Source organism: Gilvimarinus sp. 1_MG-2023, assembly GCF_030548285.1.
Genome location: NZ_JAUOSC010000002.1, coordinates 569,181 through 593,418, shown reverse-complemented (window position 1 = coordinate 593,418; position 24,238 = coordinate 569,181). Strand labels below are relative to the sequence as shown.

The following is a 24,238-nucleotide window of genomic DNA, read 5'->3' as shown; positions in this document are numbered from 1 at the left end:
GAATATTACGGACTTACATCGCCGGCGTGTTGGCGGGATTTTTGTTTGCGCCACTGTCGGCGGGCTAGCTCTTGCATGTCGCGAGTTTTATCATTTTCATCGACAATCTCCCGGCCGAGCAGCGCCTCTAGTACATCCTCTAAAGTGATAATACCCAATACATCGCCAAATTCGGTGACAACCAAAATCATATGCGTTTTCTTGCGGAGAAATTCCTCCAGAGCTTGTGTCAGTGGCATGGCATCTAGCAGAGCGGGCAGCTCGCGCCGGTAGTGACTAAGGGGTTGACCTACCTCGCCGCGAGCCTGGGCTAATAATAAGTCGCTAAGCAGTACCACACCGGTAATGTTATCAGGTTCTTCATCATAAATAGGGATGCGCGAAAAGGGGATGGTTTTATGCCGATTAAAGACCTCGCTAAGGCTGCTGTTAGATGGCTCGCTAAACAGTACGGTGCGGGGAGTCATTGCCTCTCGGATGGGAGTTTGGCGTAGTTCTAGCAGGTTTTTGACGACTTGGCTTTCATTTTCATCTAAATGCCCCTCTGCACTGCTAATGTCGGCGGCAATAGCCAGTTCTTGACGGTTGAGGCCCGCGCCTGCTCGCTCTCCGCGCGTGATCAGGCGAGTTAATAACTCGGATAGATAAATAAAAGGCGTGAGGAGTTTAATTAAATAATATAAGCCAAAGGCCGTCGGAGGAGCTAGTTGACGCCAGTAGTAAGCGCCTAAGGTTTTGGGGATGATTTCAGACAAGACGAGTATCAGCAGAGTCAGCACCGCTGAAAAGAGGCCCAGATAAGCGTTACCAAAAACAACAGTGGCTTGGGCCCCGGCGCCTGCCGCGCCAATGGTGTGGGCAATGGTATTCAGGGTGAGTATGGCCGCCAAGGGGCGCTCTACATCTTGAGTCAGCTTGCTTAGTAGTAGGCCCGAGCGTTTCCCCTCTTGTGCCAAGAGCGATGAATAGGCCGAGGTAACGCTTAATAGCACGGCTTCGGCAACAGAGCACAAAAAAGAGACGCCCAACGCCAAAGCAATATAAAACAGTAAAAGTGTCACAGTCATACCTTTGTTAGTGAGCGCTACTCTAGCCTAGCAGGCTCGGTGCAAACTTGAAAGGTAAAGGGGCCTGCTTAGGACCTGGGCAAATATGGCCTAGGGGATATCCTTAAGGCCAGTATTGCCCAGTTGGATAGGTGTGTGAGAGCCGCCATTTAGCTCGGGTAGGAATGCAACTTTTAACACAGCTATTAAACATCGGCCCCGATATGTTCCAGTAAATCAACCAGGTCGTCCGCATGCTCTTCTTCTTGAGCTAATAGATCTTCTAACAGCCGGCGTGTGGTTGGGTCTTTGTCGCCGATATACTGAATCATTTCGCGGTAACTGCTGATGGCTATACGCTCTGCCACTAAATCTTCTTTGAGCATTTCTATCGTATCACCACCGCTGTGATAATCGCTGTGTGAGCGCTCAGCCAGAACCGAAGGGTTCATTTCAGGCTCGGCACCCAATTGCGAGATACGCTCGGCTAACTTGTCAGCGTGTTCTTGTTCTTCTTGAGCGTGTTCCAAAAACTCGACAGCGGCATCGCGTGCGCCACGGCCATTGGCCGTAAAGTGGTGAACTTTATAGCGCAGAACACAAATAAGTTCAGTGGCTAATGCTTCGTTAAGCATCTTAACAATAACTTCGCGGTCGTTAGTGTAGTCCTCGGTAACCGCGCCGCGCATCATATGTTGTTTGGCTTTCTGTTTTCGTGCCTGCAAGTCATGTATAAAAGCTGTCTGTGTCATGGTCTTCTCCATATATGGGTGTGTTTAATCTCTATAAGTCGACTGTGGCAGGGTAAACTTTCCGCAAAAAAAATTAAGATTGAACTTTCAATTGATTATCAACAGACTCTACGCCGTCATGCTTGGCCGCAATGGCTTCTATCAATTCTTTTTCGGCTTCAGTATCGACTCTACCTTGTAAGGTTACTTCATCACGAAAGGTGTCAATGTTAACGTCCAGTGCGCTTACATTAGATGATGCCACTAGTTGAGACTTGATTGCAGCTGTAGTGCTTAGATCCTCTACATACTGAGCAAAATCGCGACCTTCCTCCTGGTCTGAATTTGTTAACTCTTTTTCGATGGTTAATTCATTTTTAACTTCATCAATACCTTCGATACCTAGAGCAATGTTACTGGCAAGCTCGATATCAATATCGCTGGAAACGTCGCCTTCTAGAGTGGCGACATTGTTGTCCACGCTGATGTCGATATCGAATGGGTTCAAGTGCTCATTCATAATCAAAGCTGTTTCAAGTTTGCCTTCGATCCAGCCATCGCGAAATGCCACTTTGGTGGTGTCCCATGATTGTTCGGCATCTTGTTTAAATTCAGACCAGTATTCATCGGCATTTCGTTTTTCTTTATAGGTCGAGTTTCCGGCGCTGGCTGTAGGTGCTAGTGATGCGGTCATTAAGGCTGCGATAGAAGTCGAAAGTACTGTTTGTTTGGTTAGATAATTCATGATTTATCTCCTTCATAGCTAAAAACATAGTCGGTGGCCTATAAGCTGAAATCGTGCCAACTGTATGAGGGTGCGGTAAGAGCAGTAAAAAGGCTGATAAGACTAGGCGCTATAAACTAAATGGATGATTTTTGGGTATTAATTGCAAGAAAAATGTAAAAGCTATAACCCAGCGGCGGCTGACCTGCGTATTAAAGCTGAAGATATGCGTTAAGTGGGGTTCTGATGTTGGTATGAAAATAGCACTAAGGTCTTATTGGGGTCGGTAGCGGTTATCGACAGGATAGGCGGATCAAACTATACACGGATATTCGAATGACAAGTCAGTTGAAAAATATTTGGATAGATAAAGAGAGCAATGATAACGGTCGTTTTGCATTATGCATTCTCGGTGTTATGGCTGTGGTGTATACACTGTATTTTGCTAAATCGTTATTTGTACCGATTTTGGTGGCGGGCTTTGTGGCGCTTTTTTGTAGTCCGCTGGTAAAGTTATTAAAGATATTGCGGGTACCTAGACCAATAGGGTCAGTTTTTATTATTGGTTTATTAATAAATTGCATAGCTTATGTATTGAATTTGCTGGTGGAGCCCGCCAGCCGTTGGTTGCAAACCGTCCCTTATATACTGCACCGATTAAAGACAGAGGTAGGGGGAGTGGCTAAGCCTTTATCGGCATTGCGTGAAAGTGTGTCGGGGTCGGGAGAGCAGGCAGTGGGTACCGCGGTTAATGCCTCAGTCGATAGTCTAATTGCGCTGATGGCAGAAACGACAGTAATGGTCTTTATTCAGCTGCTGGCAATTGTTGTGATTACATACTTCTTTTTAGCGTTCGGTGAAGACTTGGCGCGAAATGTTGTTCGATTTCAAAAGACAATGGCTTCTAAAAAAGCCACTCTAAAAGTGTTTAATACTACAAAAACCGATGTCTCTCGTTATGTGTTAGTGATCTCATTAATTAATATGTTGTTAGGAATATGTACGGCTTTAGCAATGTACGCACTGGGCGTTAGAGACGCCTTATTGTGGGGGGCGTTGGCCGCTATGCTTAACTTTGCACCTTATATAGGCCCCATGGTCATCACCATCATTTTAACGGGCGTAGGCTACATTGAATTTTACAATATTCAAGAGGCACTTATTGTGCCTGGTGCTTTTTTAGCATTGAATTTTATCGAGTGTCAATTTGTAACACCTACCTTTCTCGGTAAGCGCTTTAACGTGAATCCTTTGTTTGTTGTCTTATGGATGTTCTTCTGGGGGTGGTTGTGGGGTGCGGTAGGCATGCTATTGGCCATTCCGTTGTTAATGTGCTGTCGAATACTGGCATCGCAGCTCAATCTAATAGGTGGTTGGGAGCGAGTCGTTAAAAGTAAATAGATTTACCTGTGGATATTGAAGTGTCTGAAAGCTTGTAAGAGTGATAAAAATTGCAGAATGTGCAAAGTTCCATATGATGAAACCCTTGTAAGTCGTTGATGTGTATAGAATATATTTATTGGCATGAAGATTGAAAGTACTTTGATACACAGCAATGTTTAGGAGGTTAAGATGTTAGGTTATGCAATATTGTTTTTTGTCATAGCGTTAGTCGCAGCTGTTTTGGGTTTCGGTGGTATTGCAGGTGCGGCAACAGGTATTGCCCAAATACTGTTTTTTGTATTTCTCGTCCTGTTTATTTTGTCGATTATTTTTGGGCGCCGTCGCCCGTAACCGTCTGCGAAATTTATATTTAAACTAAGGAGATAAGTTATGGCTACTCAAGCTACTAAGAAAGCGAATTCATCAGAAAGTGCAGAAGTTGCTGAGGCAATTGATCAAATTAAACAGGCCTCAACCAGTGTTTACGAAGCTTTCGGATCATTATCTGAAGCCGGTAAAGCAACAGCCAGAGAGGCATTGGACGAAGGTAAAACTAAAGCGACAGACTATGGTCTGCGTGCAGAGAATGTTCTGCGTGAACGGCCTGTAGTGGCTGTAGGTGTTGCCTTTGCTGCTGGTTGGTTGGTTTCTCGCTTGTTAGTACCGCGCAGAGAATCTTAATGACTGATGAGTTAGATAAGTCATCCTCGGCCCGGCAGAATTCGACCGAGAGTGTCGATCCTACCGGGCAGGATTATGTTGCCATTGGTAAAACATTAATTGCGTTGCTGGAGGAGGGCGCTACTCTAGCCGGGCTAGAGGCGCGTCAACTTATCACTACGCTGCCAAAATTGATTATGGCGTGGCTGTTAAGCCTTCCTATATTGTTATTTTTTTGGTTGGGTTTGAGCAGTACAGTCGGTATGTATGTTTATGCAGTTTCTGATAGTGCTGTCATAGGTATAGCAAGTTTTACGGTTTTACAAGCTTTATGCTTTGTTTTGTTGCAGTTATATATAAAGCGATCTAAGCACTGGATGTCATTTCCCTATACGCGCGAAAATATCAGGGCATTAATTGAAGGGGTTCAACGTGCGACAAGTGAAAAAGAGCAAAAAAAGCCAAGCGAAAATTCAAGAGATTAAGAAGGATTTAGGTCTGCAAATGAGGGAAGCAGGAATTAAAATTGGCCCTAGGCGGTTATTGATTTGTTTGATGGTTGCTGGGTTCTCATCTGGTGTCTTGTTCGCACGCGTCAAAACGAAAGGAATATACAGAAAAGGTCTTATTCCTTTAATTAGAAAAATACCGTTAGCTCTCTAATTATATTATTATCGCCTAGTTATAAAATGGAATGTATATAACGTTTGTGCATAAATCATGCTTAGTTTAGACTAACAAATAAGTCTGATTGTGCGCCCAATAAATCGCAATGTAATAACCAAGCAGCGGTTTAAGTAGGAGCGCTATAAAAATTTTACTGGGGAATATTAGTTGTGGCGAAAATACTGTTAGTTGATGACGATCAAACATTTGTTAATACGACTCGTGAGTTGTTAGAAATGCTTGGCCATATTGTGGCCAGTGCAACATCGTTCTCTAGCGCTAAAGAGATATTGAATCGTCAAAGTTTTGATCATCTAATTCTGGATTTGATACTCCCCGATGGTAGCGGTCTCAATTTATTAGAATCTATTGAAGATCATAACTCTTGTAGTGTGACATTGGTTACTGGGCATCCGTCGGTCAAGTCGTTAGTTAAAGATTTGTTAGGGCCCAATATATCCTACCTGATAAAACCTATTGACCTTCAGCAACTCAAGGCGGCTCTCGATACCACTACTAGCAGTATTGCTGAGTTAAATTCTGATAAAGACTTACATTTTGGTTGCTTAGTCGGTGAATCAAAACCTATGACAAATCTTTATCAGCAAATTGAACGTGTGGCAAAAACCAAAGCTAACGTCATGTTGATGGGGGAGAGTGGTGTTGGTAAAGAGATGGTGGCTTCGGCCATTCATTCAGCCAGCCAAGTCAAAGGAGACTTAGTTGCGGCCAATTGCGGTGCTTTAACCAGTGAGCTTATTGGTAGTGAGCTGTTTGGTCATGAAAAGGGAGCATTTACCGGTGCAATACAACGCAAAGAAGGTGTTTTTGAGCGTTCAAATGGAGGAACACTATTTCTCGATGAAGTTACCGAAATGCCTATTGATCAACAGCCCAATTTACTTAGAGTCCTGGAAACTAAAAAGCTGACTCGTATCGGCGGTACGGAGCTTATTAATGTTAACTGTCGTGTGGTTTCCGCTACAAATCGCAGTGAAGCGCAACTAGCTGAAGAAAAGTGTCTGCGCGAAGATATGTATTATCGATTGGCAGTTTTCCCCATTACAATTCCTCCGTTGCGTGAAAGAAAAGAAGATATCCCATTATTGGTAGAGCATTTTATCAAAGGCTTTAATCGTGAATATGAATCGGATATCGGTGTAGATGAGAAATCTTTAGAGCGTTTGTCTACCTATGATTGGCCAGGTAATGTTCGTGAGCTTCGCCATGCCATTCATAGGGCTTACATAATGGCGGATGTTACGACAAATCTATTGGTGCTTCCTGAAAATTTCACGTCACCATTTTCTAAGGCTGAAAATAGCAGCCCGGGTATAACAGTAGGTAAAACTGTTGAAGATGTTGAGCGGGAATTAATTGAATCCACCCTTAAACACTACGATGGCGACAAAAAGAAAACGGCGGAAGTTCTCGGGGTAAGCTTAAAAACTCTGTATAACCGATTAAATAGTTATTCAGAGGAGACAGCTTAAATGAATGAAGACGTTAAGAAGTTAATTCACGACGCTCGCAATCCATTGAATAATATTTCTGTGAATGCGGAATTGGGTAAATTAACATTAGAAACTATCAATGATAAAGAAAAAGCGATGGCTATATTTGATACGATTGTGAACGAGTGCAAACGCTGCAGTCAATCGTTAGATGTGCTGTCAAGTTATTTAAAAGATTCCAAGTCTAGCCCTGATGAGTAGCGACGTAATGAGTTCACATTATTACAGTACGCGAACATGGGGTTGGGTATTGATTTCAGTGGTGGTGTTTTTTCTTGCCAGCATGGGGTCAGCCTACCGATCAATTAGTGTGTTGCACGATAACAACCTAAGCATTAGTAATACGCTGCAGGTTTTGGCGCTTGTGCAAGATCTAAAAGCATCACTGGTCAGTGCGGAAACAGGAAAGCGGGGTTATTTGCTAACCGCTGATGGCCAATATTTGGCGCCCTATCACAAAGCCATGGAAGATATTGATCGGTTGCTACAAGAGCTGTCAAATTCAAATACTGAAATTGCGGAGCAGCTAATACGGTTTGATAAATTAAAGATATTAATTAATAAAAAAATTGATCGAATGCAAGAAAAAGTTCATTTGGTTCATTTGGGGCAAAGAAGTGAAGCAATTGAGGAATTAAAGAATGATGTGGGTATCGAACTTATGCGTGAGATCGATACTTTAATTGGTGAGATGGCAGCTGAAGAGCGTGAGCTTTTAAATGATAATCGCACTGTGGCAACAGAAGACAGAAAAATAATATTTTCAGTTTTAATGGCGACTAATGTTGTAGGCTTGCTATTGGCGATAGGGATTTTCATCTCAGTATATAGGCACTCACGGAAAATACAGTTATTGAATTACGAGATTGAGAAAGCCAATAATGAATTAGAAGAAAAAGTGGCTAATCGTACATTTGCTTTAGAGCAGTATTCAGATGAACTACAGCGAAGTAACCGAGAGCTGGAAGAGTTCGCTTTTATTGCTTCACATGATTTGCAGGAGCCACTGCGAAAAATTCGAGCCTTTGGTGATCGACTAAGGCAGAAATATAAAGAGTCCCTAGATGAGCGTGGCGCTGATTATGTAGAACGAATGCATGCTGCCTCAGAGCGTATGTCACAGCTAATTGATGACTTACTTAGTTTTTCAAGGGTGACCACACGGCAGGAACCTTTTAAGCTGGTTGATCTCAATGAAGTAGTGGCCGGTGCTCTAGAAGATTTAGAGTTTGCGCTTGAGGATTCTGGTGCCGTTGTTGAGGTGGGTGAGCTTCCAGAGATTTATGCCGATGCTTCACAGTTACGGCAAGTAATGATGAACTTATTAAGTAATAGCATTAAATTTAGGCGTTCAGGCGTTAACCCAAGCATTGCCGTTACTTGTGAGGCGGTTGATTTGGGCGATGAGTATGAGCAGCTTACTGGGCAGTGGTGGCGTTTTACATTCGTGGATAATGGTATCGGTTTCGATGAGCAATACGCCGATAAGGTGTTTAACTTATTTCAACGATTGCATGGTAGAGATGAATATAAAGGAACGGGAATAGGCCTTGCGTTGTGTCGTAAGATTATCGAGCGCCATGGTGGTACTATAGTGGCAATTAGCGCGCCCGGTAAAGGCGCAACATTTCAGTTTGATTTGCCCAGTAAGCAAGTTAATTTAGAGTCACTGGAGGACGTAGAATGAACAGCCAAAAGAAACCACTGATTATTTTGATGGCAGATGATGACGAAGATGATCGCCTGTTGGCATCTGAGGCCCTTGTAGAAAGTCGAGTTTTAAATGATTTACATTTTGTTGAAAATGGAGTGGAGTTATTAGAGTACCTACGCGGTGATCATAAATACGCCGATCGCACAGCGCATCCACTGCCCGGTTTAATTCTGCTCGATTTAAATATGCCCAAAATGGATGGTCGAGAGGCATTAGCTGAGCTCAAAAAGGACCCCGTGTTAAAGCGTATTCCTGTTGTGATTCTTACTACCTCTAAGGCTGAAGAGGATATGTTGCGTGGTTATGATCAAGGGGCCGCATCGTATATTACTAAGCCTGTTACCTTTGATGTGTTGGTTGAGTTAATGCGTACATTGGGACGTTATTGGGTAGAGTTCGTTGAGTTGCCATAATTGCCCCTAATTCATACACAAAGTAATCAAGAAGTTCATGGATAAAATAGACCTGTTAATTGTTGATGACGACGAGGATGATTTTCTACTTACTCGCGATTTACTAGAAGATATCTCTTCTGGTCATTATCGAATTGAATGGGCGTCTAGCTTTGATGAAGGGAGGCGAATATTATCACTTAATCGTCATGACCTTTGTTTAATGGATTACCAGCTTGGTGCCAATGACGGTATTGAGTTGTTGGCTGAGGCTCATAAGTGCGGCTTTAGCGGGCCAGTTATTTTATTAACTGGAATGCATCAAAGCGAAATTGACATGAAAGCCCTTGAGGCTGGCGCCGTTGATTATTTAGTTAAAGAAAATCTTTCCTCTGAGCAACTTGCTCGCTCTATCCGTTATGCACTGTCTCGCCGTGATATGGAAAAAGAGCGTGTTGAGCGAATGAAGGCTGAGGCTGAGAATCGTTCTAAAAGTGAATTTCTAGCTCATCTAAGCCATGAGCTTCGCACCCCATTATCGGCAATTTTAGGCTTTACTGAACTGTTAATGAACAATCAGTACGATTCTGAATCTTTAGGACACTTGAAGGTTGTGCATAGAAACGGCAAGCATTTGCTGGGTTTGTTGAATGATATTCTTGATTTGTCAAAAATTGAAGCTGGAAAACTTGAGTTAGAATACAAAGATGTATTCTTATCTTCTTTTTTAACCGATATTTATTTTTTAATGCACGGCGCCGCCGTTGATAAATCTTTGGATATTAATATTGAGTGTCCAAATCCGATACCACGAAAAGTTCGTACTGATCCAACCCGCCTGCGTCAAATTTTGTTGAATTTATTAGGCAATGCCATAAAATTTACCGATTACGGGCAAGTGTCTTTGACAGTATCAGCTTATCAGCACGACATGAGAAATTGGTTATCCTTTACGGTGAAGGATACTGGTGTAGGTATTCAGGAAGATGTCGCGAAAGATATTTTCCATCCGTTTGTACAAGCAAAGAACTCTTACGCTGAGCCTAGGGCGGGAACTGGTTTGGGGTTGGCGATTAGTCAGCAGCTAACACAGCGACTTGGCGGAAGTATAGCCGTGAGTAGTGAGCCTGGCGAGGGCAGTGAATTCTCTTTTTCAATTGAGATTGATGCCGAGAACTTCGATGAACTTTGTGATTTCTCTCTAGAGAGTGTCGAACATAGAGCACTGAGCTCAGATATTCCAAAGCTGAGTGGACGTGTCTTAGTGGTGGATGATTTACCCGATATTCGAAGTTTAATTGGACACTTTGTCCGCCAGTGTGGGGCGGATGTTATTTATGCTCGCAATGGACAAGAGGCTGTAAAAGCCATGGAGCTGGATGCTCAATCCAGTGTAGGTCGTATAGACTTGGTGTTAATGGATATTCATATGCCAGTCCTAGATGGTCATAATGCGGTTGCCAAAATGCGGGAGAAGGGCTTTCAGCAACCGGTGATCGCCTTAACTGCAGCGCATATGAAAGGCGATATGGATAAGTGCCTGAAGTCTGGTTTCACCGGTTACATTAGTAAACCTGTGGATCGGTTGCAGCTTTATCAAAATCTAGCTAAATTTTTACCTGCACAATCACTGTCAGCGCAGGTGGTTGGTACTCGTACAATTGCTGTTGTGGATGATGATAGGGATGCCCTAAAGGCCACTGCTAGCTTATTAGAGTTGATTGGTTGGCGTGTCTTAACGGCAGAGTGCGGAGAGCAAGCAGTGCAAGTCGTCCAAGACAATAACGTCGATTTGCTATTGACCGATTTAAATCTTCCCGATATTAGTGGGTTTCAGGTTGCTGAAAAAGTCACATCCTTTAAGCCAGACCTTGAAATCATACTGCTTAGTGGTGAGGCTCGTGACCGTGAAGAATTGCAAGCAGCTGGAATATCAGCAAGCTTATTAAAACCGGTTAGCCTGCAAGATTTGAAGGCTCTGTAATATTTTCAACTGTTTTCACCATTATGCTTGTCTGCCTCAGAAGTAATGCGAGTTTTTTATTATTAATTTCTCACATACCTTCTCGATAAAATAAAAAAATCAATATATTCAATGGCTTATGGTTTTATTGGTAGGTCCAACAAGTTTTGGCACGATTTGAGCAATAGGTTAAGTGTCTTATATAAATTGAATGACTTGGAGGATTTTATGGATTTAATGAAACGCTTTGCCTTAATGCTGGTAATCGCCCTGCCTTTAGCCGCTTGTGACAACAACGATGGTGCTGCCGAGGAAGTGGGTCAAAAATTGGATCAGGCCGCCGAGTCAACTCGTGATGCCGCAGAAGATGCAGCTGATTCTATTGGCGATTCTGCTGAAGATGCTTGTGAAGAGGTTTCCGGCGAAAATTGTTAATCCGTAAAGAGGCCCGTGAATTAATTCCTGAGCCTAAAGGTTAACTCAAAACGGCAGGCCAATTATTATGGTCTGCCGTTTTTCTTCGTATAAACAAAATGACTTTCCAAAAATGAGGGTGCTGTTCTATGCCGATTTGTCGCTATTTAATCGCCATTATTTTGCTGGGCTGTTTTAATGTTGGCTTCTCGCAAACCGCACTTGATCTTTTATCGACATCTGAATCTTCGGCGCAAAGTAGCAGCGCATCGTCTGCATGCCAAGGCGATTCGTGCTCGCCTAATGAAAGCTCTGAATCGAACGAGCCGGCATTGAGTCTACATCTCGATCAGGTTATCGATGTCAATGAAATCGCCATCTCTTGGGAAGCGCAGATTAACAGCTGGTTAGAAGCACTAGGTTTCTCGGCCTCTTGGGCCGCTAAAGGCGTTGCCACGGCTATCGTATTAATCATTACCGGTGTGGTTATAATGTTAGTGGCGGCGGGTAGTAAAAAAATCTATAAGAAAGTTATCAGCAACGATCACAAGTTGCGGTTTAATCGAAAGCGCTTAAAGCTATACCGCCGTGTGTTGAGTGCCATGATTCATGTGGTGGTAGTATTACTTTGCGCGTTAACGCTATTTGTAATTTGGTGGGGAGGGGATGCCGAGTTAGTCTTGGCCGATACAATAACGGGATGGCTGGCTCAGGCGGTCAATTTTTCTTTAGCCTTTGTTGTGTTGCTAATTGTTTTTGAGTTGGTATCGGCAGCCATTGAAAGCTACTTTCATCGTTTGGCCATTAAAGACAGCGCTCGAATTAATACCCTAATTCCTATTGTTAGGAATATTATTTACGGCGTCATGATTTTATTGTTCGCTATTACCCTTATCTCGGAAATGGGGGTTAATGTCACCCCTATTTTGGCCAGCGCGGGTGTGATTGGTATTGCGGTCGGCTTTGCCGCTCAAGCCTTGATTAAGGATGTTTTGAATGGGTTTATTATCGTTCTTGAAGATTTGGTCAATGTGGGCGATGTGATTACTGTGGGTGAGCGAACCGGCATTGTAGAGAAAATCACGTTGCGAAAAATTCAATTGCGAGACTTGGATGGCTGTGTGTACACCGTTCCCTGCAGCGAAATTACAGTGGTGAAAAATTTCACTAAAATCTTCAGCTATTACTTGTTTGATATCGGCGTGGCCTACCGTGAAAATACAGATGAAGTTTGCGCGGTGTTAAATGACATCAGTTCAGAGTTGATAGCTGATGATTACTATAGTCAATACATTCTGGAGCCGCTGGAAATTCTGGGGGTCAATGCCTTCGCCGACAGTGCGGTTATGATTAAGGCACGTATTAAAACCAAACCCATACATCAATGGGAGGTTGGCCGAGAATTTAACCGCCGTATGAAATATGCGTTTGATAAGCGCAATATTGAGATTCCGTTTCCGCATCAAACACTTTATTTTGGTGAAAATAAACAAGGCGAGGCTACATCGGCTAAATTCACCATTGATCACGCCACGCAGGGAAGTCATGGGGCAGAAGACCAGCAAGGCTCCCCGCGCCAAGCGCCAGAAGAGTGAGTGGCCTCCCAGTTTATAATAGCTGCTTTGCGAGCTTTGCCCCAACGGTATTGCCCTAGGTCGCCGTTGGCTTTTATTACACGATGACAAGGAATTATTAAGGCGATGGGATTTTTCCCGATGGCAGAGCCCACAGCTCGAGCAGATTTTGGCTGACCTATCATTTCTGCGATGTCTGAATATGTGGCTAACTGACCGAGGGGGATTTTAAGCAGAGCTTGCCAGACATTAAGTTGAAAAGGTGTAGCGATAAGATGTAGCTTTACTTTGCTCTCAGGCAGTAATTGGTTTTGAAGATATTGTTGTAAGGCTACTAAGTGTTGTGAGGACGAAGCAACAACAGTAGCTTGTGGAAAAAAAGCGTTTAGAGCTGTCAGCGCCGTGGAGCGTTTGGCAAAGTACTGAGCAAAGCAAACCCCTCTATGTGTGCTGGCCGCCATCATTTCACCGAATAGCGTATCAAAGAACTGGTAGTGGATGGTGAGCTCAGCACCGATGCGCTTGTGGTTCAATGGGCGCAAGACCTCAATACTGACTAACGAGCCACGCCGCCTTCCGCAACTAGACCTTTTAGAGGGGCATGCTATCTGTTCTTGGGTTATGTTATTTCTTGTCAGTGAACTATTTGCGCTACTCGGCGTATAGAGCTTGATACCTTCTTTCGGGCTAATGCCAACCCATTTCGAACAGGGGCGAAATTGAGGGTATGAGTACACATCTGCCCTCTCTCCCAGAGTGGAGGCAGAGGCTTGATCTATCCTTGTGTCTGCATTGCGCTTCATAGGGGGTCTCTGATTGGCGGCTTATCAGTAACTTTATGGGGCTGAGGTTGCTCCTAATTATCCTGCTGACAGTGTCATTCACGGCCGTTTTAGTGCAGGTATAAGCGCTTGGATAGGGCGACGATACTGGCCGGTTCGTTTCTATAGCGATATTTAAGCATTAGCGACGACTTAAGTGAAATTATCCTGCGCAGATGAGGTGACAAGCCTCGACTAGGTGGTGTGCATTACTGTGTTGTGCACTATAATTGGGCAATATAGTCAGGCTCTTTTATTATTGTGTGCCAAACGAGGCTTTATTTGTGCTTTGGTACGCTATGTTGGTTCTATTGTGGGGCGATCTTAAACTGAAAGGTTGCCGTGCAGCATAGAGAGGTTGTTCGCGGTGGCTTTGCCTTACCGTTTGTTTGTCAAAGTTAGCGTATTGGCGCTGACCGTCATTGGGCTGCCGTTGTGTTTATGGTTGGCTTCTCTCTGGGCAATTAAGCCTTTGTTAACGATAACACCTTTTTCCTGGATTAATATTGACGGCGATCGAAGTTCGCTAGCTTCGAGTCAAGCTCCATTCACACTACTTTTTCTCGGCTATCTGTCCTGTGATTCGATTTGCCCCGCTACGTTGGCGGAGCTGGCGACAGTTGCCCGTCATCGAGACCCGCAGCTGTTACAAATACTATTTGTAACGTTAGACGCCACGCACGATACGGTGGAGCGTCGTCGCCGTTTTGTCGATTCCCTTGGTATTGAGTCGGTGCAACTTGCTGATAAACAATTAAGCCGCCTACGTTTTGAACTGGGTGATAGAGCCCCTGATATTGCCAATCATCGTGGAAATGTTTATTTGCTGAATCGACAGGGAATTATCGTGGATTTTTTTTCAAGCGCGAATCTTAGCTGGCCAGCTCTCCATGATCGCCTTATCTCTCAACTAGACGTCCAATCACTATCAAGTATAAATCCGAGGTCCATATGAAGACTGCAGCTAATGTCCAAATTCGCAAAGATAAAGCTGTGTTAATAATGTTGTTGGTACAAGTCCCCATATTGTGGTTGTCAGGTGCAATGGGGGCGGGGCTGTTTCTATTTAGCATTATTGGCTCGTTAGTGTTGGCGACTATAGCGATTCTCTGCTTTGTAACCTTGCGGGGCCACTGGTTGGCTTCTGTTGCTTTCGCCATTTTAATGATGAGTTTTTCTGGGCTATTGATTCAGTCCCAGTTGGGCATGTTGGAAATGCACTTTCATATTTTTGCGATGATGGCGGTTTTTCTGGTGTATGAAGATTGGAAGCCTATTGTGGCGGCATTGTTGACGGTTGCAGTACACCATTTAAGTTTTACAGCTTTGCAGTTAAGTGGAGTTCATTTAGGTGATATGCCATTGCTGGCTTTCGCTGTTGAGTGTTCCTGGAGTATCACCTTCTTACATGCTGTATTCGCAGGCTTTGAAGCCGCTGCGTTGGTGGTGCTATCCGAGATGCTTCGGCGCCGTACACAAGTCGATCAGGTTGTTGTCGATGTGGTTGAGGAGGTTGCATCCAGTCGCAACTTATTGGCTCGAAGTCGCTATGAAACAACCGATTCAGGTAAGGCTATTAATACCTTGATAGGCAGTTTACAGGAGACATTTATTGGGTTCCGTCAGCGGGCCGATCATATCGAGTCATTAAGCCATGCACTGGATGATATTAGCTCTAATATTGGCCGGCTTACCGCGGTGCAGTATGACCAGTCCTCACAAATCGCACAGGCAACAAAAGATATGCTGGGCAGTATTGGTTCGGTCGAGCAAAACAGTAATCATTCGGCCAACTTAACCGCGCAGCTTGAGGGGGAGGTGTCGGCCGCGAGCGAAAGTATGACCAGCATCGTTAGCGCGATTCGTGGTCTGGAAAGTGAGATGGCCAATGTAGCCAGCTCCATGAGTCGTGTGCATGAAGATACCTTAGCCGTTAGCTCGATTGCCGACAGTATTACAGCCATTTCTGAACAGACTAATTTGCTGGCACTGAATGCTGCCATTGAGGCGGCTCGGGCTGGCGAATCGGGGCGTGGTTTTGCTGTCGTGGCTGATGAAGTTCGCACACTGGCTGCCCGATCCAAAACCTCAGCGGCGGAAATAGGCGATTTAATTCAGCACCTTAACGACAGCGTGGCGCAAACCTTGTCTTCCTTGGGGCGCAGTCAGCAAGAGCTGGAACTGAGCAGCAATGAAGTGCTATCGGTGGGCGATAAGCTCACGGTAATCGCCGGCGAGTCGCGGCAAGTCAATCAAGTATCGCAGTCGATTGCTCAAGCGCTGGAAGAGCAGCGCCATGTAATGGAACAAATTGGCGGTAGTACCAATACGATTAACTCCGAGGGACGTGAGCTGGCGAATGTATCAGAGGAGCTGGTGAGCCGCGCGGCAGCGCTGCGCGGTACAGTCGCGGAAAACCGTGCCGCCATAGGTCGCTACCAAGTATAGCGGCCGCAATAAGAGTTAACGCAAGCGGCCGCCGCGATCGCCATCGTTGCGTGAAGGTGATTGACGCGTAGTGCTGCGGCTGGTTGGGCGATTGTTGCTCGTCCGTTGCAGGGTTTCGCGACGAGTACTTTGTTGGCGGCTTTCAGTGCGTGTACGGCTGGTGGCCTGCGCATTGGGTGAGGTGTCGCGGCGCACCGCCCTGCTGTTGTGTGAAGGGCTGGTGGATACGGTACCGGTACGCTGGTTTTGAGTGCTGCCAATTCGGCTGGCCCGGTCGCTGCGCTGCACTGGTGGCGAAGCGTTTCGTGTTGTGTTCCGGGTGATAGTCGAGCGGTCTTTACCGCGCCCGTAAATGGCGTGTAAACGGCTGCTATGGTGCTGCAATTGCTGGTTGACTTCAGGACGGCCCCGGTTGCTGTAGTGGTGACGAATATTGTCGTGCTGATAGCGTGCGCCGCGACGGTGATACGGGTCATGCTGCCAGCGAACCGTATTGCGCGTTTGGTAGCCATAAAGGCGATGACGGCTGTAATAGTAAGGCCGATCGTAGCTGATGACGACCGAGCGCTGGCCCCAATGGAAGCCACCAAAGTAGAACCAATCACTGACCGAGGCGTGTACGCCCCAATGAAAACCACTGTGGTACCGAGCAGGGTGTGACCAGTAAACCGGCGGGCTGCTGGCCCACGACCAAGTGCCGTATATATGGCGCGAGTCGTAGTAGGGAATATAGACTACCTCACGGCGCACCGGTTGGATAATGATCAGCTTATCCTCACGTACCACTTCCTGATGTTCCATGTCTTCTAATGTGCCATTGTCCATCGCCATTTGGCGCAGGGCCTGGATAGAGTCAAGTGTATCCGACTCGCTGGCTAGAAACGCATCTCCCAATTCTTGAGTCCATAGTAAGTCCTCACTCATGCGTGAGAGTAAGTCAGGAAAGGCCAACAGTGCTTTGACGCTGGGGTCCCAGGGCTTATCGGCCGCGGCGGCGACCGCCTCTTGCCCTGCAAGATCGCTGTGAGCTTTGCTCCAGCGATCAGCTTGCACCACTTCTAGTGGGTAGGTGGCGGCAATCAATAGGTGGGTTAGAACCGTATCGGGGTAGAGTGCAACCGGGGCGAGCAGCTGTTGCCGCTTTTCCTCGGAAAAGTGGCTGTCTTGTGCCAGTGCCGTACTTGTTGCGCTCATCAGGCTCAGGCTCAGTAATATGTATTGCAGTAGTTTCATGGTCGTCTCCCGCTCTGCGGAGTTCGTGTTATCTGGGGATCAGTGTAGCAAGTCAACCTGAACCTGTAATGAATGAGTCGCCAGCTTGGTAATTAATCCGTATATATCCGTTACCAACTATATTTTTTCTCTATCTACTGTGATCGTTTAAGGCCGTGGGAAGTTCAATAAACAGGCGTCGCTGCAAGGTGGGATGATTGCGCTACCAGAGCTTTGGGGGCCAATAAATGCACGAATTGAAGTAAGGGGGTGGCTTTTAAGCTTTACATTTTTTGTATTTAAAGGCTTTGGGTGATCTGGGGTTTTTATTGTAAGTCTTTGAATATAAACAGAAATATTTTCCCGCTTTACTGGGGGGAAAGTGAGACTCGCCATGTTATCGCTCACAGCCAAAGTGGGACGAAGCGTTAAATGCTAAAGGGCAGTATTAACCTCGGTAAGGTCGGTTAGCCACGGCCTTGAGATAACAATAATGGTTCGAGGATCAGCTACATGAATTTTAAGCAGACATTTAAGCGCAAGCTTATTGCCACCGCGATTGCATCGACAGCAGTCGCCGGATTTGGCAACGCATCCTATGCCCAAGAAGAAGAGAGCCTTCTAGAAGAAGTCATTGTGACTGGCATTCGTGCCAGCCTACAGCGTTCGATGGACTTAAAGCGCGATGCCAACGGTGTGGTCGATGCCATCTCCGCCGAAGATATTGGTAAGTTCCCAGATACAAACCTTGCTGAGTCTTTGCAGCGTATCTCCGGCGTATCGATTAATCGCCGTGATGGGGAAGGTTCCAAAGTTACGGTGCGCGGTTTAGGGCCAGATTTTAATACGGTTCTACTCAATGGCCGCCAAATGCCTGGTGCGACCTTAGAGTCAACTGTGGCCTCGGGGTCGCGTTCGTTTGATTTTGCCAACATCGCCTCCGAAGGGGTGTCCGCGGTCGAGGTGTATAAAACCACTCGCGCCGATGCGCCTCCGGGCGGTATGGGCGCCACCATCAATATTGTCACGCCCAAACCGCTGGAGTCGGATGCGGTCGCATCCTTTGGTGTTAAAGGTGTTTACGATGAGTCGTCGCAGGACTCCTCATTAACCCCTGAGATCTCCGGTATTTACAGCAATACCTTTGCCGATGGCAAAATAGGTGTTGCGGTAACCGGTAGTTATCAAGAGCGTAAAGGTGGCTCCGCTGCCGCTCAAGTGGGTACCGGTTGGCGCTCATTCCAAGGGTCTGTTGTGCAGGATTGGGGCGGTCAGGAAACTGTCGATTGGGAATGGGGTGGTATCGATTTTAATGGCAATCACCAAAACCAGCCCTCGGCGGACGATATTTATTCAACCCCGCAGCAAATGGGTTATGTATTTACCGAATTTGAGCGCGAGCGCACCAACGGCCAGCTGACCTTACAGTTTGCGCCTACCGATGCACTGACCGCTACGCTTGATTACACCTACAGCGAAAACACCATTGCCTCTACCTACAACGATGTGGGCGGCTGGTTTAACTTCGGCGGACAAAGCACGATTTTTACCGATTATGACTCGCCAGCGGTGCAAACCCCAATTTTATACTCAGAGGATATGACCGCAGGTGACCTGCCGATGGGTGTGGGGCGTCAGGCGGCAAAATATGAAAATAACTCCGTTGGTTTAAATCTGGAGTGGCAGGTCAGCGATAAGCTGAAGCTATCGTTAGATGCGCACAGCTCAAGCGCAGAAGCCTCGCCCGATAACGAATACGGCAATAGTGTCGGCGTGGCGGTATCCGCCTATGTGCGTGACCGCACTACCATTAATGTCGCCGGTGACATGCCCGTGTTGATTTTGGATGTTTTAGACGGTGCCGGTGGCAGTGACCTGCGTGTGCAAGATATGCAAGTATCGGGTAGTTACTTCCGTAACAGCCGTATGAAGCAAGACATTGATCAAATTCAGTTCGACGGTGAGTACGCCTTTACAGATGAGTTAAAATTACAATTCGGTGTGGCGCGTACTGAGAGCGATTACCGCTCTTCCTTCAGTAACGTACAGCGTGAAGCCTGGGGCGGCTTAGGTGAGCCGGGCATGCTAGACGAGCAATGGTTTACTCCTGAAACCATTTTGGATCGTTTTGATGGCTCCTATGGTGAAACCACACAAGAGCAGATTGCATTTCTGGGTGGTAGCAATGCCATACCGCTGGATCAGTACTACTCCTTCAGTTTTGAGGATGTACGCAACTTTGCTGCCGCTAACCTTGATGATGGCGAAGGGCCTGCTGACTGTCCCGATGGTTCTACTTGGTACTGTGCGCAAGCTCCTGACCAATTTAATGACATTAGCGAAAGTTCCGACAGTGCGTATGTGTCGGTTGCTTGGCAGACGAATATAGCCGCTATGCCATTTAACCTGTTGGCCGGTGTGCGTTATGAGTCTACCGAGGTAGAAACCCCTGCGTCGGCGCAGGCGTATGGTCCGGTTTCCTGGGTATCCGCCAACGAGTTTACGATGCGTCCGGTGGGGGATGCGGTTGCAGTGACAGACAGTGGCGAATACGACTTTGTGCTTCCCTCGATCGATGCTAGCTTAGAAGTGGTAGATGATGTGGTGTTGCGCGCCTCGTATGGGCAAAGTATCGCGCGCCCCGATTGGCTGGATCTGCGCGGCGGCACCTCATACTCTGAAGGTCTTCGTATTAACGGTGCTACAGCCGATAGAGGCTCTCCAGGTTTAGAGCCCTATAAGGCGGATAACTTCGACATCTCGGCGGAATGGTATTTTGCCGACGCAAGTTATGTATCGGTCGGCTACTTTGAAAAAGAGGTGGAAAACTTTATTGGCACGCAGGTTGTCTTTGAGGATGGCCCGCTGAACAATACACCGCACCCAGCCATGGGTGAGCGCTTCCAGGCTGCCGTTGATTCGGGCTTGTCGCCCAATGCGGTGGTCGATATTCGCCAGTATATTTACGATAACTATGCCGATCCAGACACAGCCTATATCGATGGCAGCGGCAATATAGTGATCGTCGGCATCCCAGGCGAAGATCCTAATACGCCCGTCGAAGTCACCGAGGTGGCGAATTCGGATCAGGTTGTAAACGTGGATGGCTTGGAGTTTGCGGTTCAGCACACCTTCGGTGAAAGTGGCTTTGGTTTTATGGCGAACTACACCTTAGTGGATGTTGACACCAACTTTGATGACATGCTGCTGCGTGATCCTCAGTTCTCATTGCCGGGGGTGAGTGATACCGCCAACTTGGTTGCCTTCTATGAAAAACATGGCTTCCAGGCGCGTATTGCCTATAACTGGCGCGATGCTTTCTTGGCCTCGGGCGCATCGGGTACGGGCAACAACCCGATTTATGTCGATGAGTACAGCCAGGTCGATATTAATGTCAGTTACGATGTGACCGAGAATCTTTCGGTGTTTGTCGAAGGCATAAATGTCACCGAAGAAAGTGGCCGCAACTATGGTCGCTCTTACGAGCAAGTGTTGGGTTACTATCAAGGTTACGCTCGCTATAACTTAGGGGCCCGCTATACTTTCTAAGTTAAAGTTAGGGTAGAGTGTAGTACCAGCACTGGTGAGGTCTTGGCCAGTGCTGGTGCCGGAGGCCGGCAGTTATTGGGCCGGCTTTTTGCTCTCTGGCTTATTAACGAAGCGGTAACAACCGTACCAATAGCAATAAAAAATAATAGGTGGTCATGTGACAAAAACCGTAATGCTCAACAGTGATGAACACCGCAACTTACACGTTAGCAATCAATATTCAACTGAACTTGGCGATGGCGTCATGTGGGCGCAAACCTTTGCCGCCGAGTTTCGCAACGCACAAGCGCACTATCCCATCTTGTTTCAAAAAGACAGCCAAACCGGTCAGTTTATGGCCGTAACGCTGTTAGGCTTTGAGCAGGGTGATAATATATTTCTCGATAACGGACGGTGGAGCGCGGGATACATTCCTTTAATGGTTCAGCGCGGCCCTTTCTCCATCGGAAGGAAAAAAGATGAACAAAGCGATGGTCCCAATCGTTTTATCAACGTTGATCTTGATCATCCCAAAGTGAATGAAAAAGTGGGACAGCGATTATTTGATGAGCTGGGTACCGCTACACCCTATTTAGACAGAATTTCAGGCATGCTGGAAACACTGCATGTATGGCATCAGGATAACGAAATATTTCTTAAAGCTCTGCAAGAACTTAATTTGCTGGAGCAGGTGACCATGGATATTACTTTGGATGATGGCACCAAAGGTCAGCTGCTGGGATTTTACACCATCAACGAAAAAAGTCTGCGCGAATTGCCCGATGAGAAGTTAATTGAATTGCATCGGCGCTACTATTTAGAGCCAATTTATATGGCCATCGCCTCGGTTAACAAAGTGCGCAGCTTAATGGAGCGCAAGGTCGCGCTAAAAACGGCTGCTGTAGGCTAAAGGTTAAAAAACCGCCATGAGCACCGTTGCAAACCATCCCTACACAGAACCGGGCACAGTGCCCGAGGAACTGCCGGGCCTAAGCGTCCCGGTCGTGTTAAAAGGGTTTGTAAGTCATTGGCCCGCCGTGGCTGAGGCGACGGTTTCCGATGCCAGTCTCATCCAATATTTAAAACAATATTCGTCCGATTTGCCCGTTACCTTTTACCAAATCAAAGCCGGTGTGACGGGTGGCAGAATAGGCTATTTAGACGATTTTAGTGGCTTTACATTCGATCGGGCCAGTGCCCATTTAAATGAGGTTCTGAACAGCCTGCAAGAGGCCGTTGAGGGGCGTTATATTGGATCCACTCGGATAGATAAATGGCTGCCGGGTTTTCGCGAGAAAAACGATATTGTCATGTCCGGCGCACAGCCTTTGGCCAATTTTTGGATTGGTGGTGAAACCGACATTGCCGCCCACTTTGACAGCCCTATGAACATTGCGTGCTGTGTTTCTGGTAAGCGGGAGTTCACACTGTTTCCTCCCGAGCAGGTCACTAACCTATACATAGGGCCAGTGGATCGAACGCCTTCGGGGCGGGCAATTAGTATGGTTAATTTTGACGCGCCCGATCTCGAAAAATTTCCCAAATTCTCCACCGCACTTGAGCACAGTGTGGTGGCGCGATTGCAACCGGGTGATGCGCTTTATATTCCCCCGTTGTGGTGGCACAGAGTTAAAAGCAGCGGGCCAATCAATATGCTGATTAACTATTGGTGGAAGCAAACGGCCGATTATATGGGGGTACCCGATCTGGCATTGGAGCACGCCATACTGGCTTTGCGTGGTATGAATGCGCGTGAAAAAGCCAGTTGGAAAGCCATGTTTGAGCACTATGTGTTTTCTGACAATGCTATGGCCACTGACAATATACCCAAGGCGCTGCAAGGCATGTTAGATCCCGATAATGAACCAGCAGCGCGCTTAGCGTGGATGAATTTCGCACAAAAATTAAAACAATAAATTTTAAAATTATTGAGAGGTGACCCATGAACCCCATCAAAAAAGTTGTGATTGCCGGAGGCGGCACCGCAGGTTGGATGGCCGCCGCTGTTATGGCGAAAACGCTGGGCAAAAAAATTGAGGTCGTCTTGGTTGAATCAGACGATATCCCCACCGTCGGCGTGGGTGAAGCCACCATTCCACCGTTGACCACATTTCATAATATTCTCGATATTGACGAGCGAGAATTTATGGCAACTGTTAACGGTACGTTTAAGTTGGGCATCAGTTTTGAAAATTGGCGCGAAAAAGGCCACAAGTATATTCACTCGTTCGGCTATGCGGGTAAAGATTGTTGGGCTTGCAGTTTTGTGCATTTCTGGTTGGCTGGTAAAGCGCGCGGTATCGACTACCCTTACGCCGATTACTGCGCCGAGCTGTTAGCGGCCTATGAAGGTAAGTTTGCGATTGCCCCTAACGCCAGAATGAATTATGCCTATCATATGGACGCTGGCCTATACGCTAAGTATTTGCGCGAATTCAGCGAGAAGCTAGGTGCTAAGCGTCAAGAAGGAAAAATTGAAAAAGTTAATTTGGATGAAAGTAGCGGTAATATACAATCGCTGACCTTACAGTCTGGCAAAGTGATTGACGGCGATTTTTTTATTGATTGCACCGGTTTTCGAGCGTTGCTGATCGAACAGTCACTGCATGCAGGTTTTGAAGATTGGTCTCACTGGTTGCCTTGTGACAGCGCGCTGGCCGTGCAGACGCCGAAGGTGTCGGATCCATTGCCCTATACGCGCTCTATCGCCCACGATGCGGGTTGGCAGTGGCGAATACCACTGCAAAGCCGTGTAGGTAATGGCATGGTTTATTCCAGTCGATTTTGGAGCGATGAGCAAGCTCAAGAAGTGCTAATGGCAAACTTAGAAGGCGAGCCTTTAACACAACCTAAAAAAATAAAGTTTCGCACCGGAACTCGTCGCAAGCATTGGCATAAAAACTGTCTGGCGCTAGGGCTGGCCAGTGGCTTTTTAGAGCCTTTAGAGTCCACTAGCATACATCTTGTGCAAAAATCACTGGTACGTTTTATACAGTTATTTCCGTCAATGGGCATTAATGCCAGTGATGTGGACGAATTTAACCGGCAGACAAAAATCGATGTGGAAAGAATTCGAGATTTTATTATTTTGCATTATAAAGTGACTAATCGAACTGATACTGAGTTTTGGCGCTATTGTAAGAACATGCAAATTCCCGACACGCTGCAACAAAAAATTGATTTGTTTTCAGATTCGGCCAAAGTATTTAAGGTTAACAATGAACTGTTTGGTGAGGAATCTTGGATTCAAGTAATGATGGGGCAGGGGGTAGAGCCAAAATCGTATCACGGCTTTGCCGATGTGATGAGTGACCAAGAGCTCAATGATTTTTTGGCTAGTATCAGGCAGTCAAAGTCGACTATGGTTTCCAAGTTGCCCACGCATCAGCAGTTTATCGATCACTACTGCCAGTCGAAAGACGCGCACAATTCAGCGCAATGATTGATA

Annotated in this window: 22 protein-coding genes; 17 read left to right on the top strand and 5 right to left on the bottom strand. The window is 46.3% G+C overall.

Annotated features, from left to right (window positions below; genetic code table 11):
* Nucleotides 1-5: 5 nt before the first annotated feature.
* The 3 genes from Q4563_RS05335 to Q4563_RS05325 all read right to left on the bottom strand — a co-directional run bounded on the left by Q4563_RS05335 (nucleotide 6) and on the right by Q4563_RS05325 (nucleotide 2,522).
* The gene (locus tag Q4563_RS05335) at nucleotides 6-1,061 is read right to left on the bottom strand and encodes a CNNM domain-containing protein (RefSeq protein WP_303603857.1); all 1,056 of its coding nucleotides are present in this window, start codon (nucleotides 1,059-1,061) and stop codon (nucleotides 6-8) included.
* A gap of 191 nt (nucleotides 1,062-1,252) precedes the next feature.
* Nucleotides 1,253-1,798, bottom strand: coding sequence for a ferritin-like domain-containing protein (locus Q4563_RS05330; protein WP_215978198.1), 546 nt, complete (start codon nucleotides 1,796-1,798; stop codon nucleotides 1,253-1,255).
* A 73-nt stretch (nucleotides 1,799-1,871) separates the two neighbouring features.
* Nucleotides 1,872-2,522 carry a BON domain-containing protein gene (locus Q4563_RS05325; RefSeq protein WP_303603856.1) on the bottom strand — a complete coding sequence of 217 codons (651 nt, stop codon included), beginning with the start codon at nucleotides 2,520-2,522 and terminating at the stop codon, nucleotides 1,872-1,874.
* 327 nt (nucleotides 2,523-2,849) lie between these two features.
* On the opposite strand from Q4563_RS05325, the gene Q4563_RS05320 reads away from it, so the two are divergent.
* From Q4563_RS05320 to Q4563_RS05270, 11 genes are all read left to right on the top strand, one after another.
* Nucleotides 2,850-3,902, top strand: coding sequence for an AI-2E family transporter (locus tag Q4563_RS05320; RefSeq protein ID WP_303603855.1), 1,053 nt, complete (start codon nucleotides 2,850-2,852; stop codon nucleotides 3,900-3,902).
* Nucleotides 3,903-4,073: 171 nt separating this feature from the next.
* Nucleotides 4,074-4,235, top strand: coding sequence for a DUF1328 domain-containing protein (locus tag Q4563_RS05315; protein ID WP_215978195.1), 162 nt, complete (start codon nucleotides 4,074-4,076; stop codon nucleotides 4,233-4,235).
* Nucleotides 4,236-4,274: 39 nt separating this feature from the next.
* Complete coding sequence (locus tag Q4563_RS05310) at nucleotides 4,275-4,565, top strand: hypothetical protein (protein WP_215978194.1); 291 nt, start codon at nucleotides 4,275-4,277, stop codon at nucleotides 4,563-4,565.
* Nucleotides 4,565-5,029, top strand: a complete 465-nt coding sequence (locus Q4563_RS05305; RefSeq protein ID WP_303603854.1) for a hypothetical protein — start codon at nucleotides 4,565-4,567, stop codon at nucleotides 5,027-5,029. Before Q4563_RS05310 ends, Q4563_RS05305 begins: the two co-directional genes overlap by 1 nt.
* Before the next feature lie 351 nt (nucleotides 5,030-5,380).
* Entirely contained in the window at nucleotides 5,381-6,703 is a 1,323-nt protein-coding gene (locus Q4563_RS05300) for a sigma-54-dependent transcriptional regulator (RefSeq protein WP_303603853.1), read from the top strand.
* Complete coding sequence (locus Q4563_RS05295; protein ID WP_215978190.1) at nucleotides 6,704-6,925, top strand: histidine kinase; 222 nt, start codon at nucleotides 6,704-6,706, stop codon at nucleotides 6,923-6,925.
* A gap of 58 nt (nucleotides 6,926-6,983) precedes the next feature.
* Entirely contained in the window at nucleotides 6,984-8,411 is a 1,428-nt protein-coding gene (locus tag Q4563_RS05290; RefSeq protein ID WP_303603893.1) for a sensor histidine kinase, read from the top strand.
* Entirely contained in the window at nucleotides 8,408-8,851 is a 444-nt protein-coding gene (locus tag Q4563_RS05285) for a response regulator (RefSeq protein WP_215978188.1), read from the top strand. Before Q4563_RS05290 ends, Q4563_RS05285 begins: the two co-directional genes overlap by 4 nt.
* Nucleotides 8,852-8,888: 37 nt before the next feature.
* Complete coding sequence (locus Q4563_RS05280) at nucleotides 8,889-10,814, top strand: response regulator (protein WP_303603852.1); 1,926 nt, start codon at nucleotides 8,889-8,891, stop codon at nucleotides 10,812-10,814.
* Between the two features lie 207 nt (nucleotides 10,815-11,021).
* On the top strand, nucleotides 11,022-11,228 hold the full coding sequence (locus Q4563_RS05275; protein WP_303603851.1) for a hypothetical protein: 207 nt from the start codon (nucleotides 11,022-11,024) through the stop codon (nucleotides 11,226-11,228).
* 128 nt (nucleotides 11,229-11,356) lie between these two features.
* Nucleotides 11,357-12,802, top strand: a complete 1,446-nt coding sequence (locus Q4563_RS05270; RefSeq protein ID WP_303603850.1) for a mechanosensitive ion channel family protein — start codon at nucleotides 11,357-11,359, stop codon at nucleotides 12,800-12,802.
* On the opposite strand, the gene Q4563_RS05265 is transcribed toward Q4563_RS05270, so the two are convergent.
* The gene (locus Q4563_RS05265; RefSeq protein ID WP_303603849.1) at nucleotides 12,751-13,584 is read right to left on the bottom strand and encodes a methylated-DNA--[protein]-cysteine S-methyltransferase; all 834 of its coding nucleotides are present in this window, start codon (nucleotides 13,582-13,584) and stop codon (nucleotides 12,751-12,753) included. The two genes, Q4563_RS05270 and Q4563_RS05265, sit on opposite strands and share 52 nt — an antisense overlap.
* A 385-nt stretch (nucleotides 13,585-13,969) precedes the next feature.
* Between Q4563_RS05265 and Q4563_RS05260 the strand changes: the two genes are divergently transcribed.
* Nucleotides 13,970-14,557, top strand: coding sequence for an SCO family protein (locus tag Q4563_RS05260; RefSeq protein WP_303603848.1), 588 nt, complete (start codon nucleotides 13,970-13,972; stop codon nucleotides 14,555-14,557).
* Nucleotides 14,554-16,050: a methyl-accepting chemotaxis protein gene (locus tag Q4563_RS05255; protein WP_215978182.1), complete on the top strand. Its 1,497-nt coding sequence runs from the start codon at nucleotides 14,554-14,556 to the stop codon at nucleotides 16,048-16,050. The genes Q4563_RS05260 and Q4563_RS05255 overlap by 4 nt, the downstream gene beginning before the upstream one ends.
* A 15-nt stretch (nucleotides 16,051-16,065) precedes the next feature.
* On the opposite strand, the gene Q4563_RS05250 is transcribed toward Q4563_RS05255, so the two are convergent.
* Nucleotides 16,066-17,283 (bottom strand): DUF3300 domain-containing protein, encoded by a 1,218-nt coding sequence (locus tag Q4563_RS05250; protein WP_303603847.1) that lies wholly within the window; start codon nucleotides 17,281-17,283, stop codon nucleotides 16,066-16,068.
* Between the two features lie 492 nt (nucleotides 17,284-17,775).
* Between Q4563_RS05250 and Q4563_RS05245 the strand changes: the two genes are divergently transcribed.
* The 4 genes from Q4563_RS05245 (at nucleotide 17,776) to Q4563_RS05230 (ending at nucleotide 24,232) form a co-directional block, all read left to right on the top strand.
* Nucleotides 17,776-20,811: a TonB-dependent receptor gene (locus tag Q4563_RS05245; RefSeq protein WP_215978180.1), complete on the top strand. Its 3,036-nt coding sequence runs from the start codon at nucleotides 17,776-17,778 to the stop codon at nucleotides 20,809-20,811.
* Nucleotides 20,812-20,968: 157 nt separating this feature from the next.
* A complete protein-coding gene (locus tag Q4563_RS05240; protein ID WP_303603846.1) occupies nucleotides 20,969-21,700 on the top strand; it encodes a SapC family protein in 732 nt (243 codons plus the stop codon).
* Between the two features lie 16 nt (nucleotides 21,701-21,716).
* Nucleotides 21,717-22,706 carry a cupin-like domain-containing protein gene (locus Q4563_RS05235; protein WP_303603845.1) on the top strand — a complete coding sequence of 330 codons (990 nt, stop codon included), beginning with the start codon at nucleotides 21,717-21,719 and terminating at the stop codon, nucleotides 22,704-22,706.
* 26 nt (nucleotides 22,707-22,732) lie between these two features.
* Nucleotides 22,733-24,232, top strand: coding sequence for a tryptophan halogenase family protein (locus tag Q4563_RS05230; RefSeq protein WP_303603844.1), 1,500 nt, complete (start codon nucleotides 22,733-22,735; stop codon nucleotides 24,230-24,232).
* Nucleotides 24,233-24,238: the final 6 nt, after the last annotated feature.